Annotated in this window: 14 protein-coding genes, 1 pseudogene and 1 other annotated feature; all 15 genes and pseudogenes read left to right on the top strand. The window is 36.8% G+C overall.

What is annotated here, in order from left to right; translation table 11 throughout:
* Positions 1–106, top strand: a pseudogene (locus N3C_RS13530) (elongation factor Tu); the annotation flags it as partial.
* Positions 107–269: 163 nt separating this feature from the next.
* The gene (rpmG, locus tag N3C_RS13525; RefSeq protein ID WP_074366544.1) at positions 270–419 is read left to right on the top strand and encodes a 50S ribosomal protein L33; all 150 of its coding nucleotides are present in this window, start codon (positions 270–272) and stop codon (positions 417–419) included.
* Positions 420–460: 41 nt separating this feature from the next.
* The gene (secE, locus tag N3C_RS13520; RefSeq protein ID WP_178377836.1) at positions 461–694 is read left to right on the top strand and encodes a preprotein translocase subunit SecE; all 234 of its coding nucleotides are present in this window, start codon (positions 461–463) and stop codon (positions 692–694) included.
* A gap of 37 nt (positions 695–731) precedes the next feature.
* Entirely contained in the window at positions 732–1,253 is a 522-nt protein-coding gene (gene nusG / locus N3C_RS13515; protein ID WP_074366543.1) for a transcription termination/antitermination protein NusG, read from the top strand.
* 84 nt (positions 1,254–1,337) lie between these two features.
* A complete protein-coding gene (gene rplK / locus N3C_RS13510; protein ID WP_074366542.1) occupies positions 1,338–1,763 on the top strand; it encodes a 50S ribosomal protein L11 in 426 nt (141 codons plus the stop codon).
* 79 nt (positions 1,764–1,842) lie between these two features.
* Positions 1,843–2,532: a 50S ribosomal protein L1 gene (rplA, locus tag N3C_RS13505; RefSeq protein ID WP_074366541.1), complete on the top strand. Its 690-nt coding sequence runs from the start codon at positions 1,843–1,845 to the stop codon at positions 2,530–2,532.
* Between the two features lie 42 nt (positions 2,533–2,574).
* Positions 2,575–2,703, top strand: a sequence feature (ribosomal protein L10 leader region).
* 34 nt (positions 2,704–2,737) lie between these two features.
* Positions 2,738–3,235 carry a 50S ribosomal protein L10 gene (gene rplJ, locus N3C_RS13500; RefSeq protein WP_074366540.1) on the top strand — a complete coding sequence of 166 codons (498 nt, stop codon included), beginning with the start codon at positions 2,738–2,740 and terminating at the stop codon, positions 3,233–3,235.
* A gap of 29 nt (positions 3,236–3,264) precedes the next feature.
* Complete coding sequence (gene rplL, locus N3C_RS13495; RefSeq protein WP_074366539.1) at positions 3,265–3,633, top strand: 50S ribosomal protein L7/L12; 369 nt, start codon at positions 3,265–3,267, stop codon at positions 3,631–3,633.
* 248 nt (positions 3,634–3,881) lie between these two features.
* Positions 3,882–7,580 (top strand): DNA-directed RNA polymerase subunit beta, encoded by a 3,699-nt coding sequence (gene rpoB / locus N3C_RS13490; protein WP_074366538.1) that lies wholly within the window; start codon positions 3,882–3,884, stop codon positions 7,578–7,580.
* A gap of 22 nt (positions 7,581–7,602) precedes the next feature.
* Positions 7,603–11,133, top strand: coding sequence for a DNA-directed RNA polymerase subunit beta' (gene rpoC / locus N3C_RS13485; protein WP_074366537.1), 3,531 nt, complete (start codon positions 7,603–7,605; stop codon positions 11,131–11,133).
* A 136-nt stretch (positions 11,134–11,269) separates the two neighbouring features.
* Entirely contained in the window at positions 11,270–11,512 is a 243-nt protein-coding gene (locus tag N3C_RS13480; protein WP_074366536.1) for a ribosomal L7Ae/L30e/S12e/Gadd45 family protein, read from the top strand.
* A 62-nt stretch (positions 11,513–11,574) separates the two neighbouring features.
* Positions 11,575–11,952, top strand: coding sequence for a 30S ribosomal protein S12 (rpsL, locus tag N3C_RS13475; RefSeq protein ID WP_074366535.1), 378 nt, complete (start codon positions 11,575–11,577; stop codon positions 11,950–11,952).
* A 139-nt stretch (positions 11,953–12,091) separates the two neighbouring features.
* Positions 12,092–12,562 carry a 30S ribosomal protein S7 gene (gene rpsG / locus N3C_RS13470; RefSeq protein WP_074366534.1) on the top strand — a complete coding sequence of 157 codons (471 nt, stop codon included), beginning with the start codon at positions 12,092–12,094 and terminating at the stop codon, positions 12,560–12,562.
* A gap of 71 nt (positions 12,563–12,633) precedes the next feature.
* Complete coding sequence (gene fusA, locus N3C_RS13465) at positions 12,634–14,697, top strand: elongation factor G (protein ID WP_074366533.1); 2,064 nt, start codon at positions 12,634–12,636, stop codon at positions 14,695–14,697.
* Positions 14,698–14,779: 82 nt separating this feature from the next.
* Positions 14,780–15,442: GTP-binding protein (locus tag N3C_RS13460; RefSeq protein ID WP_143312683.1), on the top strand; the 663-nt coding region annotated here is incomplete at its 3' end.

Raw genomic sequence — 15,442 nt, 5'->3', positions numbered from 1 at the left:
CGTTGAATTAATTACAGAAGTAGCAATGAATGAAGGATTAAGATTCGCTATCAGAGAAGGCGGAAGAACAGTTGGTTCAGGCGTTGTTACTTCAATAGTTGAGTAATAAATATATTACCTGTGTTACCTAATATTCAATAGGACTGGGTTTCAGGACCTGGTCCTTTTGAAAGTATAGACATTGACATATAAATATATTTTATGATAGATTATTTTAGTAATATAATTCAAAGGCACCGAAAGACTTAGAGAAAACGGAGGTGTAGATAATGAGAGTAAAGATTACATTGGCCTGCACTGAATGCAAGCAAAGAAATTACAATTCCATGAAGAACAAGAAAAATAATCCTGACAGATTGGAAATGAGAAAGTACTGCAAGTTTTGCCACAAACATACAATTCATAAAGAGACAAAATAATTTTTGAAAATCTCTTATAATTTTTAAGGATGTGGATCTTAATGGCTATGGAAGCGAAAGTGAATGGTAAGAAATCAAAAAAAGGATTGGCCTCAATCACAGGTGTATTCAGAGGATTCAAGGCAGAATTAAAGAGAATAACATGGCCAAATAAAAAAGATATAAAGAAAGCGGCTATAACAGTATTTGCTATATGCGCAATATATTTAGTTTATTTAGTGATTATAGATTCAGCGTTTCAGTATCTTTTTAATCTAATACTTGGAATAAAGTAAAAAAGGAGGCGGGAGTAGTTAAAGTGCTCCTAAGGGTATGAGTGAAAAAGCTAGATGGTATGTTGTGCATACATACTCCGGCTATGAAAACAAAGTAAAGGCTAATCTTGACAAAACTATAGAAAATAGAAACTTACATGACTTGATCCATGACGTTCAGGTGCCAGTGGAAGAAGTTGTAGAAGAGAAAGATGGCAAGAAAAAAGTTTCTCAGAAAAAAATATTTCCGGGGTATGTTTTAGTTAAAATGGTTATGAATGATGATTCTTGGTATGTTGTTAGAAATACCAGAGGGGTTACCGGATTTGTTGGTCCGGGATCTAAGCCAGTTCCCTTAACTGATGAAGAAGTTCAATCTATGGGGATAGTAGAGAAACCTGTAGATATTGACTTAGAAGTAGGGGAAACTGTGAAAATCATATCCGGTCCTTTGGAAAGCTTTATGGCAATTATCCAGGAAGTTCATCCAGATAAACATAAAGCAAAAGGATTAGTTGATATGTTTGGAAGAGAAACTCCGGTAGAATTGGACTTCAACCAAATTGAAAAATTAGATTAATGCTTATAAACCTAGGCATTGCCTGGTTTTATATAAGTGGGAGGGAAATATCCCGCTAAACCACATTTTAGGAGGTGTAAACACATGGCTAAGAAAGTTACAGGAATGATAAAACTTCAACTTCCTGCAGGAAAAGCAACTCCAGCACCACCAGTAGGTCCAGCACTTGGTCAGCATGGTGTTAATATTATGGGATTCTGTAAGGAATTTAATGCAAAGACAGCTAATCAAGCAGGATTAATAATCCCTGTTGTAATTACTGTTTATCAGGACAGATCCTTTAGTTTTATACTAAAGACTCCACCAGCTGCAGTTTTATTAAAGAAGGCCGCAGGAATTGAAAGTGGTTCTGCAGCACCTAACAGAACAAAGGTTGCTAAAGTTACAAAGGCTCAGTTAAAAGAAATAGCAGAATTGAAGATGCCTGATTTAAACGCTGCATCATTAGAAGCTGCTATGAGCATGATTGCTGGAACAGCTAGAAGTATGGGCATAACTGTAGAAGAATAATTATAAGTTAAGCCTATACCTTTAATCTCTCAATTAACGTGGGAGGTAAAAACCGTTATTACCACAAGGAGGATAGAATATGGGAAAGAATTATATTGAAAGCGCTAAGCTTGTAGACAAAAATATGTTATATTCTCCTGCTGAAGCAATGGAACTTGCGGTTAAAACTGCTAAAGCTAAATTCGATGAAACAATAGAATTAGCTGTTAGATTAGGTGTAGACCCAAGACATGCAGATCAGCAGGTTAGAGGAGCAGTAGTGCTTCCAAATGGAACAGGTAAAACTGTTAAAGTATTAGTTTTCGCTAAGGGTGAAAAGGCAAAAGAAGCAGAAGCTGCAGGAGCAGATTTTGTTGGAGCAGAAGACTTAGTTGATAAGATTCAAAAGGAAAACTGGTTTGATTTTGATGTAGTAGTAGCAACACCAGATATGATGGGCGTTGTTGGTAGATTAGGTAGAGTTCTTGGACCTAAAGGATTAATGCCAAACCCAAAATCCGGTACTGTTACATTTGATGTAAAGAAAGCTATTGAAGAAATCAAAGCTGGTAAAGTGGAATATAGAGTAGATAAAACTGCTATAGTTCACGTTCCTATTGGAAAGAAGTCTTTTGGCGGAGAAAAGTTGGTTGAAAACTTCCATAGCCTAATGGAAGCTATAATAAAAGCAAAACCAGCTGCAGCTAAAGGTCAATACATCAAGTCTGTAGTTGTATCAAGCACTATGGGACCTGGAATAAAAATCAATCCAGTTAAGGTTCTTGAATAGTATTGACATTATATATGTTGTTTGATAGAATAACATAGGTTAATTAAATAAGGTAATAAACCGTAGACAGTAGGTGCCATAAGGCGTAACGGGCTCCAACCTACCGAGGGTTCCGATACATTAAGTTAGTTAGGTCTCTCTGCGTCTGCGGGGGACTTTATTATTGTGTAAAGAACTGTGAGAAGCGTGAGGAGGTGGACACACAGTGGTAAATAAGAATAGAGCTATAAAGGAAGCAAAAGTTGCAGAAATAAAAGAAAAGTTAGAAAAAGCACAGGGTGTTGTTTTAGCTAGCTATCAAGGTTTAACTGTAGAAGAAGATACAGAATTAAGAAAGAAGTTAAGAGAAGCTGGTGTTGAATATAAGGTATATAAAAATACAATGACAACATTGGCTGCTAAAGAATTAGGCTTCGAGGATATATTACCATATCTTGAAGGACCTGTATCCATAGCTTTCAGCTATGACGATGCAACAGCAGCAGCAAGAGCTTTAAATGATTTCGCAAAAGATCATAAGAAATTAGAGCTTAAAGCTGGTATCGTAGAAAAGCAAGTTTACGATGCTAACATGATTAAAGCTATTGCGGCTATACCATCAAGAGAAGTACTTATTGCAAAATTACTTGGAAGCATCAAAGCTCCATTGTCAAATTTAGCTTATGTATTAAGTGCTATTAAAGATCAGAAAGAAAACGCGTAAAATATTAGAAAATTTGGAGGTGTCTAATAATGACAAGAGAAGAGATTATTCAAGCTATAAAAGAGATGAGCGTATTAGAATTAAATGAATTAGTAAAGGCATGTGAAGAAGAATTTGGAGTAAGCGCAGCAGCTCCAGTTGCTGTAGTAGGTGGCGCAGCAGCGGCAGCTCCATCAGCTGAAGAAAAGACAGAATTCGATGTAGTATTAGCTAACGCTGGTGCAGAAAAGATCAAGGTTATAAAGGTTGTTAGAGAATTAACTGGATTAGGATTAAAGGATGCTAAGGAATTAGTTGAAGGAGCTCCTAAGACATTAAAAGAAGGAGTATCAAAGGATGAAGCTGAAGCTATGAAAGCTAAGCTTGCTGAAGTTGGTGCTACTGTAGAATTAAAGTAGTTAAAAGAAAAGGCACTTTTTTAAGTGCCTTTTTTTAATTTATATATTGACAGTTGCAAGTGGATATGATAACATAATTAAATGCATGAATTTACATAAAGCCCATGCATTTTTTGTCTTAATTGTAAGATGAATGAAGTTTAGTTTATTTGGTTATATTAAAATATTGAGTTAATATGCAATTCGTTAGAATATTTCTAAGGAATAGTATATTTTTTTACTTAAGTATTTACAAGGGGTGATAGCTAATGGTACATCCTGTCCAAGTAGGAAAGAGAACAAGGATGAGCTTCGGCAGAGTAAGAGAGGTTACTGATATGCCGAATCTTATTGAAGTTCAGCTAGATTCATACAAATGGTTTCTAGATGAAGGCCTTCAAGAGGTCTTTGATGATGTCAATCCTATTACGGATTACACAGGGAATCTGGTTCTTGAGTTTGTAGGCTATAAGCTTGATATGGATAATATCAAGTACTCAGTGGAAGAATGTAAAGAAAGAGATGCAACTTATGCAGCTCCGCTGAAAGTTAAGGTAAGATTATATAACAAAGAGTCCGGCGAACTTAAAGAACAGGAAGTCTTCATGGGGGATTTTCCTCTCATGACTGAGCAAGGAACATTCGTAATAAATGGTGCAGAACGTGTTATTGTAAGTCAGCTGGTAAGATCGCCAGGTGTATATTACAGCGTTTCTAGAGACAAAACTGGTAAAAAGCTATTTGGATCCACTGTTATTCCAAATAGAGGTGCTTGGTTGGAATACGAAACTGATTCCAATGATGTTATCTATGTTAGAATTGACAAGACTAGAAAACTTCCTATTACTATCCTTGCTAGAGCTATGGGTATAGGAAGTGACCAAGAAATTTTAGACTTTTTTGGCGAAGAAGAAAGACTTAAGGCTACAATAGAAAAGGATAATACTAAGACTAAAGAAGAAGCTTTGTTGGAAGTGTATAAGAGGTTAAGACCTGGAGAGCCTCCAACCGTGGATAGTGCCGTAGCTTTAATAGAATCCTTATTTTTTGATGCTAAGAGATATGACCTTTCTAGAGTTGGCCGTTATAAGTTTAATAAAAAATTAGCATTAAATTTAAGAATTGCTAATCAAATTGCAGCAACTGATATAGTTCATCCTGAAACAGGCGAAGTGCTAGCTCAAAAGGGTGAAAAGATTGATAGAGAAACTGCTGTAAAGATTCAAAACTGTGGTATTAACTCTGTGCAGATATTAGTTGATGATAAAGTAATAAATGTTATTGGTAATAATTTTGTTGATATACATAGTGTTGTTCCCTTTGATATCACTGATTTAAATATAAGAGAATATGTTCATTATCCTACGCTGAAGGAGATACTAAACAGCTCAGATGATGAAGCTACAATAAAGGAAGAAATTAAGAAAAATATCCATAGATTAATTCCTAAGCATATTGTAAGAGATGATATTTACTCAACAATTAGCTACGAATTAGGCTTAACCTATGGTATAGGCGATATAGACGATATAGATCATCTTGGCAACAGAAGACTTAGATCTGTGGGAGAATTGCTTCAAAACCAGTTTAGAATTGGTTTATCCAGAATGGAAAGAGTAGTTAAAGAGAGAATGACTATTCAAGACCAGGAAGGTATAACTCCTCAAGCTTTAATTAATATTAGGCCTGTGGCTGCTGCCATAAAGGAGTTCTTCGGAAGCTCTCAGTTATCTCAGTTTATGGATCAAACAAATCCATTATCTGAATTAACTCACAAGAGAAGGTTATCTGCTTTAGGACCAGGAGGTCTATCAAGAGAAAGAGCAGGCTTTGAAGTAAGAGACGTTCACCATTCTCACTATGGAAGAATGTGTCCAATAGAAACGCCTGAAGGTCCAAACATCGGATTAATTAACTCTTTGGCTACTTACGCTAGAGTTAATGAATATGGATTTATAGAAACTCCTTATAGAATAGTAGATAAGAAAACTGGAATAGTTACTGACGAGATCAGATACTTTACTGCTGATGAAGAAGATCAATATTATATTGCTCAGTCTAATGAACCTATAGGAGAAGACGGAAGATTCCTTGATAAGAGAGTTATTGTTAGAGTTAAGGAAGATGTTATCGTAGTTCCAAGAGAAGAAGTGGAACTTATGGACGTATCTCCTAGACAATTGGTTTCTGTAGCAACAGCTATGATACCATTCCTAGAAAATGATGACGCTAGCCGTGCTTTGATGGGATCTAACATGCAGCGTCAGGCTGTACCATTGCTAAAGCCACAGGCACCAATCGTAGGAACTGGTATTGAATATAAAGCAGCCTATGATTCAGGTGTTTTACCAAAAGCTAAAAACGCTGGAGTGGTAACTTATGTAAGTTCTAATGAAATCAGAGTTAAGAGAGATTCTGATGGTGGTATAGATGTGTACAGATTACTTAAGTTTAAGAGATCTAACCAGGGAACATGCATAAATCAGAGACCTATAGTTAATAAAGGTGATAAAGTAGAAGTAGGTACAATTTTAGCTGATGGACCATCCACTGATTTAGGAGAAATAGCATTAGGTAAAAATATAAGAATAGGTTTTATAACTTGGGAAGGTTATAATTACGAAGATGCTATGCTCATTTCTGAAGAACTTGTTAGAGATGATGTGTTTACTTCAATTCATATTGAAGAATATGAAGCAGAAGCTAGAGATACAAAGCTTGGACCAGAAGAGATAACTCGTGATATCCCTAATGTTGGTGAGGATGCTCTAAAGGATATTGATGAAAGAGGTATCATAAGGATTGGTGCTGAGGTAAGAGCTGGAGATATACTTGTAGGTAAGGTTACTCCTAAGGGAGAAACAGAACTTACTGCAGAAGAGAGATTGTTAAGAGCTATATTCGGTGAAAAAGCAAGGGAAGTAAGAGATACATCTCTTAGAGTACCACATGGAGAAGCTGGAATTATTGTAGACGTAAAGGTATTTACTAGAGAAAATGGTGATGAACTTCCTCCTGGAGTTAATGAGCTAGTTAGATGTTATATAGCTCAAAAGAGAAAGATATCCGTAGGAGATAAGATGGCTGGAAGACATGGTAACAAGGGTGTTATTTCTAGAGTGTTACCAGAAGAAGATATGCCATTCTTACCAGATGGAAGACCTCTTCAAATATGCTTAAATCCATTAGGCGTACCTTCCCGTATGAACATTGGTCAGGTGCTAGAAGTTCACTTAGGATGGGCTGCAAGCAAATTGGGATGGCATGTAGCTACTCCTGTATTTGATGGAGCAACAGAGCAAGATATTGAAGAGTGCTTACAGAAGGCGGGATACGACACAGATGGTAAGACTGTTCTTTATGATGGAAGAACAGGAGAACCTTTCGATAACAGAGTTACCGTAGGTTATATGTATATCTTAAAGCTTGCCCATCTTGTTGATGATAAGATACATGCTAGATCTACTGGACCTTACTCATTAGTTACTCAGCAGCCATTGGGTGGTAAGGCTCAATTCGGAGGTCAGAGATTCGGAGAAATGGAAGTTTGGGCGTTGGAAGCTTATGGTGCTGCTCATACTCTTCAGGAAATATTGACAGTAAAATCTGACGATGTAGTAGGTAGAGTAAAAACTTATGAAGCTATAGTTAGAGGAGAAAATATACCTGAACCAGGTGTACCTGAATCCTTTAAGGTATTAATTAAAGAATTACAGGCTCTTTGCTTAAATGTAAAAGTCCTTGATGAGTCTAATGAAGAAATGATAATTAGAGAATCAACCGATGACGAGGTTGAAGAATTAGAAGTTAATATGGAGGGAACTGAAGATTTAGTTGCTCCAACACCATCAGATGATTACAAGGAAGAAGAAGAGCTTGAAGAGGATATAGATATAGATTTTGAAGAATTACCTTTAGACGATTTCCAGGATGAACTGGAATTAGATGATTTTGGCGATGAACACTAATTAATGAAGGGAGGAAAAACCCTTGTTTGAGTTGAATAATTTTGACGCTATACAAATTGGTTTGGCGTCACCAGAACAGATAAGAGAGTGGTCAAGAGGTGAAGTTAAGAAGCCTGAGACAATAAACTACAGAACATTGAAGCCTGAAAGGGATGGCCTTTTCTGTGAAAGGATTTTCGGACCTATAAAGGACTGGGAATGTCATTGCGGAAAGTATAAGAGAGTAAGATACAAAGGTATAGTTTGTGATCGATGTGGGGTTGAAGTTACTAAGGCAAAGGTTAGAAGAGAGAGAATGGGGCATATTGAACTGGCTGCCCCTGTATCTCACATCTGGTATTTTAAGGGCATACCATCTAGAATGGGGTTAATTCTAGATATGTCTCCTAGATCCTTGGAAAAGGTTCTATATTTTGCTTCCTATGTAGTTTTGGACCCTAAAGATACTCCGCTCTTAAAAAAGCAACTTCTAAATGAGAAGGAATATAGAGAAGCGGTAGATAAGTATGGAGAGGATAGCTTTATTGCAGGCATGGGAGCTGAAGCTATAAAGACTCTTCTACAAGAAATTGATTTAGAGGAACTAGGTAAATCTCTAAAAGAAGAATTAAAGAATAGTAGTGGTCAAAAGAAGGTTAGAATAATTAGACGTCTAGAGGTTGTTGAATCCTTTAGAAAGTCAGGTAATAGACCAGAGTGGATGATTGTAGACGTAATTCCTGTTATTCCACCGGATTTAAGACCTATGGTTCAATTGGATGGTGGAAGGTTTGCTACATCAGATTTAAACGACCTATACAGAAGAGTTATCAATAGAAATAATAGATTGAAAAAGCTATTAGATCTTGGTGCACCAGATATAATTGTTAGAAATGAAAAGAGAATGCTTCAAGAAGCGGTAGATGCTTTAATTGATAACGGAAGAAGAGGAAGACCTGTAACAGGTCCTGGAAATAGACCATTAAAATCACTTTCCGATATGTTAAAGGGTAAGCAAGGAAGATTTAGACAAAATCTTCTTGGTAAGCGTGTTGACTATTCTGGACGTTCTGTTATAGTAGTAGGACCAGAACTTAAAATGTATCAGTGTGGTTTACCGAAAGAAATGGCTTTGGAACTATTTAAGCCTTTCGTAATGAAGAAGCTTGTGGAAGGTGGAATTGCACATAATATAAAAAGTGCAAAACGAATGGTTGAAAGAGTAATGCCACAAGTATGGGATGTGTTAGAGGAAGTTATTCAGGATCATCCAGTATTATTGAACCGTGCTCCTACTCTACATAGATTAGGAATACAGGCATTCCAACCAGTATTAGTTGAAGGCAGAGCGATTAAGCTTCATCCTTTAGTATGTACTGCTTATAATGCGGATTTCGATGGTGACCAGATGGCGGTACACGTTCCGCTTTCTGTAGAAGCTCAGGCAGAAGCTAGATTCCTGATGCTAGCAGCTGGAAATATTCTTAAACCATCTGATGGAAAGCCTGTCTGCGTACCAACTCAGGATATGGTTCTTGGATCTTACTATCTAACAATGGATAGAGAAGGCGCTAAGGGAGAGGGCAGATGGTTCTCATCCCCAGATGAAGCTATTATGGCTTACCAATTAGGTGAAATTGATATACACGCCAAAATAAAGGTAAAGATGAGAAAGCTAGTAGATGGTGTGGAGAAGTCCGGAATTATTGAAACTACTGTAGGAAAAATTATATTTAATGAATCTATTCCACAGGATTTAGGCTTTGTGGATAGAAGTAAGCCTGAAAATCTATATCTTTTAGAAGTAGATTTCCTAGTTACTAAAAAGAGTCTTGGAAAGATCATTGATAAATGCTATATGAAGTATGGCCCTACAGAAACTTCAATAATGTTAGATAAGATTAAAGCTAAGGGTTATCATTACTCTAGTATCGGAGCTATAACAGTAGCAGCTTCTGATATGATAGTTCCTAAGGAAAAGAAGGCGTTACTAGAAGATGCAGAAGCTACTGTAGATAAGATTGAAAAGCTCTATAAGAGAGGATTTATCTCTGAAGAAGAAAGATATGAAAGAGTAATTGATAAGTGGACTAAAACCACTGAAGATGTAGCTGATGCATTGATGAATGGTATGGATAAATTCAATCCAATATTCATGATGGCGGATTCAGGGGCCAGAGGTTCTAAGAGCCAGATTAAACAGTTAGCAGGTATGAGAGGCTTAATGGCTAATCCATCTGGTAAGATCATTGAGTTACCAATTAAGGCATCCTTTAGAGAAGGTTTGGACGTATTAGAGTACTTCATTTCTACTCACGGTGCAAGAAAGGGTAACGCGGATACAGCTTTAAAAACTGCTGACTCTGGATATTTAACTAGAAGATTGGTTGACGTAAGCCAGGACGTAATAGTAAGATATGAAGACTGTGGAACTGAGGAGGGCTTCAATGTTTCTGAGATTAAGGAAGGAAACGAAGTAGTTGAATCCCTATCTGAAAGATTAACTGGAAGATATTCAGCTGAGGACGTTATAGATCCTGCAACTGGAGATGTTTTAGTTAAGAAGAATGAATATATGGATGCTATAATGGCTGAAAAAATTGAGAAGGCAGGCATTAAGAAGGTTAAAATTAGATCTGTCTTCACATGTAAGGCTAAAATTGGTGTTTGTGCTAAGTGTTATGGTATGAACATGGGAACAGGACAGAAGATTAATATCGGTGAAGCAGTTGGTATCGTAGCTGCTCAAAGTATAGGTGAACCTGGTACTCAGCTTACAATGAGAACTTTCCACACTGGTGGTGTTGCAGGAGCAGATATAACTCAAGGTCTTCCAAGAGTTGAGGAATTGTTCGAAGCAAGAAAACCAAAGGGATTAGCAATTGTAACTGAGATATCTGGAACTGTAAGAATTGAAGAAACAAAGAAGAAGAGAACAGTAGTTGTTGTTAGCGAAACTGGCGAAGAGGTTAGCTACGATATACCATTTGGTTCAAGATTGAAGGTAGATAACGGTGATGTAGTATCTGCTGGAGATGAAATTACAGAGGGTTCCGTTAACCCACATGATATCTTGAGAATAAAAGGAATAGATGGAGTTAGAAATTATCTTCTTTCCGAAGTTCAGAAGGTATACCGACTTCAAGGTGTTGATATAAATGATAAGCACTTAGAGGTTGTTATAAGACAGATGACTAGAAAAGTAAAGGTAATAGAACCAGGTGATACAGATCTACTTCCTGGAGTAATGATAGATGTCTTTGACTTTGAAGAAGAGAATCAAAGAGTTATGGAAAATGGTGGAGTACCTGCTAAGTGTGAACAAATACTTCTAGGTATTACTAAGGCAGCTCTTGCTACAGAATCATTCTTATCGGCTGCTTCATTCCAGGAAACTACTAGAGTACTTACCGATGCTGCAATCAAAGGTAAGATAGATCCATTACTTGGATTAAAAGAAAATGTTATTATCGGTAAGTTGATACCCGCTGGTACTGGTATGATGAAGTATAGATCTGTTAAACTTAATACTGAAGCTAACACTGAAGAACCAGTAAATACCATCGAAGCCTGAATTTAAATTCATTGACATGTAAGATTTTAAATGATACAATACAATTTGTGATTTTGTAAATTATATTTAGACTTTTCATTGTAGTGAGATAAATTTATTTATCTCACTACAAGTTAAGTATGGGGGAGGAAGTTAGATGGTTGAAAGACTTTCTGGAAAGAAGGTTATTGGTATCAAACAGACTGGTAAGTCTCTCAGAAATGGCTTTGGTAAAACATTATATGTTGCTAAGGACAGTGATGAGCATCTGATAAGTCCTCTAATTCAATTAGCAGAAGAATTAAAGGTAGAAATTATTTATGTAAATACTATGAAGGAATTAGGTAGACTTTGTGGTATAGATGTTGGTGCTGCTGTAGCACTAATATTAAAGGATTAATTTAATAATTGATATCAACTAATTTAAATAGATTGATAAACACAATATAAGGAGGTGAAATTATGCCAACAATTAACCAGCTAGTAAGAAAGGGTAGACAGACAGTTGTTTACAAATCAGCTTCTCCAGCCCTTAAAGAATGCCCTCAAAGAAGAGGTGTTTGTACTGTTGTTAAGACAGCGACTCCAAAGAAGCCTAACTCAGCTTTAAGAAAAATTGCAAGAGTTAGATTAACTAACGGATATGAAGTTACTGCTTATATCCCTGGAGTAGGACACAATCTTCAGGAACACAGCGTTGTTCTTATAAGAGGTGGAAGAGTTAAGGACCTTCCTGGTGTTAGATACCACATTATTAGAGGAGCTTTAGACTCTGCTGGAGTGGCTAACAGAATGCAAGGTAGATCCAAATACGGGGCTAAGAAGCCTAAGAAAAAATAGTTTATTGAATTAATAGTGCTATGTCTTCAGCATTTATATAGATTTTGATATATCAATTGGTGGAGTACAGAGCACTTTACGGCGAAATTTCGTCGAGTACCGATGAACTTAAATTCTAAATGTTAAGGAGGGAAGAAAAGTGCCAAGAAAAGGTCATGTTGCAAAGAGAGACGTATTACCTGATCCATTATATAACAGCAAGGTTGTTACTAAGCTTATTAACAATATAATGGAAGACGGAAAAAGAGGAGTGGCTCAGAAGATAGCCTATGGCGCATTTGATATCATAGCTGAAAAGACTGGAAAAGATCCTCTAGAAGTATTTGAAGAAGCTATGAATAACGTAATGCCATTACTTGAAGTTAAAGCTAGAAGAATAGGTGGAGCTACTTATCAGGTTCCAATAGAAGTTAGACCAGAAAGAAGACAGACTCTTGGAATCAGATGGATCCTAACTGCTGCGAGAAATAGAGGCGAAAAGTATATGAGAGAAAAATTAGCTAATGAACTTATGGACGCAGCCAATAATACAGGAGCAGCTGTTAAGAAGAAAGAAGACACACATAAAATGGCTGAGGCTAATAAAGCATTTGCTCATTATAGATACTAATATCAAAACTGTTTTGGCAAAGCCAAAACAGTTTTCCGTAATTTAAAAGTTAATCGAGAGGAGGAGAAATAGTGGCTAGACAATATCCATTAGAGAAGTTTAGAAACATTGGTATTATGGCACATATCGATGCCGGTAAGACCACAACAACTGAACGTATATTATTCTATACTGGAAAAACTCATAAGATTGGTGAAACGCACGAAGGTGCTGCTACCATGGACTGGATGGCTCAAGAGCAGGAGAGAGGTATAACAATTACATCTGCCGCAACTACTTGTGAATGGAAGGGCCATTGCATAAATATCATAGACACACCTGGGCACGTAGATTTCACAGTGGAGGTAGAAAGATCTCTTAGAGTATTAGATGGTGCAGTAACCGTTTTGGATGCTAAGAGTGGTGTTGAGCCTCAGACTGAAACTGTTTGGAGACAGGCAGATAAATATCAAGTACCAAGAGTAGTTTATGTAAACAAAATGGATGCTACTGGCGCAGATTTCTATATGTGCATAAATACACTTAGGGATAGATTACACTGTAATGCAGTGCCAATTCAACTTCCAATAGGTGCAGAAAGTGATTTCAAAGGAATTATAGACTTAATTAAGAAAGAGGCTATAATATATACTGACGATTTAGGAAAAGTTGCAGAATCAACAGAGATTCCTGCAGATATGGTAGATAAGGTTGAAGAATACAGAAATGCTATGATAGAAGCTGTAGCTGAATTAGATGAAGAGCTTATGATGAAGTATCTTGAAGGTGAAGAAATCACTGAAGAAGAGATAAAAACTGCTTTAAGAAAGGGCGTAATCAACAACGAAATCGTACCTGTTGTTTGCGGTTCATCTTATAAAAACAAAGGTGTTCAGCCAATGATAGATACAGTTGTGGATTATCTTCCATCACCAGTAGATATTCCAGCTGTTAAGGGACACAATCCTGAAACTGGAGAAGAAGATTCAAGAGAAACTGATGATAATGCTCCATTGTCAGCATTAGCATTTAAGATTGCTACAGATCCATTCATTGGAAGATTAGCATTTACAAGAATTTATTCCGGTGCAATGAAAAGCGGTACTTATGTATTCAACTCTACTAAGGGAAAGAAAGAAAGAATTGGTAGACTTGTTAGAATGCATGCTAACCATAGACAGGAAATAGATGAATTATTAGCAGGAGATATCGGAGCAGTTATTGGTCTTAAAGATACAACTACTGGAGATACTCTTTGCGATGAAAATAATCCAATCGTACTTGAAAAAATGGAATTCCCAGAACCAGTTATCAATGTTGCTATCGAGCCAAAGACAAAGGCTGGTCAAGAAAAGATGGGTATAGCTCTTGCAAAACTTGCAGAAGAAGACCCAACTTTCAGAACTTATACTAACCAGGAAACTGGTCAGACAATTATCGCTGGTATGGGTGAGCTTCACCTTGATATCATTGTAGATAGACTACAAAGAGAATTTAAAGTTGAATGTAATGTTGGTGCTCCACAGGTTGCTTACAAGGAAACAATCAGAAAGCCTGTTAAAGCTGAAGGTAAATATGTAAGACAGTCTGGTGGTAGAGGACAATACGGTCACTGCTGGATAGAGATGACACCACATGATGGTGAATATGAATTTGAAAATGCTATCGTAGGTGGAGTAATTCCAAAGGAATATATCCCAGCTATTGATAACGGAATAAGAGAAGCTGCAGAAAGCGGTACTGTTGCAGGATATCCTGTTATTAATTTCAAAGTTAAGCTATTTGATGGATCATACCATGATGTTGACTCATCAGAAATGGCATTTAAGATTGCTGGTTCTATGGCATTTAAGAATGCTATGGCTAAGGCAGACCCAGTATTACTTGAACCTATAATGAAAGTAGAAATTACTGTACCAGAAGAATATATGGGAGACGTTATAGGTGACGTTAACTCAAGAAGAGGTAGAATAGAAGGTATGGACTCAAGAGCAGGTGCTCAAGTTATAAGAGCTTTCGTGCCATTAGCAGAAATGTTCGGATATGCTACAGCACTTAGATCTAGAACACAGGGTAGAGGTGTTTATAGCATGGAATTTGATCACTATGAAGAAGTTCCAAAGAGCGTTCAGGAACAAATCGTAGGAAATAAATAGTATAATATTAATAACATTTGTGATTGTCCATTAAACACAAATGTTACATAGAATAATAAATAGATTGTGAGGAGGAAACGTAATGTCAAAGGCAAAATTTGAAAGAAGCAAACCCCATGTTAACATTGGAACAATTGGTCACGTAGACCATGGTAAGACAACATTAACAGCAGCAATAACAACAGTATTAGCAAACAAAGGATTTGCAGAGGCATTTAAGTATGACGAAATAGATAAGGCACCAGAAGAAAAAGAAAGAGGAATCACAATCAACACTACACACGTTGAGTATGAAACAAACAACAGACACTATGCACACGTTGACTGTCCAGGACACGCTGACTATGTAAAGAACATGATTACAGGAGCAGCACAGATGGACGGAGCAATCTTAGTTGTAAGTGCAGCAGATGGTCCAATGCCACAGACAAGAGAACATATATTGTTGGCATCCAGAGTTGGAGTTGACTATATAGTAGTATTCTTAAACAAGGCAGATATGGTAGACGATCCAGAATTACTAGAATTAGTTGAAATGGAAGTAAGAGAATTATTAAGCGAATACAACTTCCCAGGAGATGATATTCCAGTAATAACAGGATCAGCATTAAAAGCATTAGAAAACCCAACAGATCCAGAAGCTACAAAGTGCATCGATGAATTAATGGCAGCAGTAGACAGCTACATCCCAACTCCAGAAAGAGCAACAGATAAGCCATTCTTAATGCCAGTAGAAGATGTATTC

It is taken from the genome of Clostridium sp. N3C, assembly GCF_900095445.1.
Classification (GTDB): Bacteria; Bacillota; Clostridia; order Clostridiales; family Clostridiaceae; genus Clostridium_AU.
Note: the sequence above shows the minus strand (reverse complement) of the source record. Positions and strands in the feature narration are given on the sequence as shown.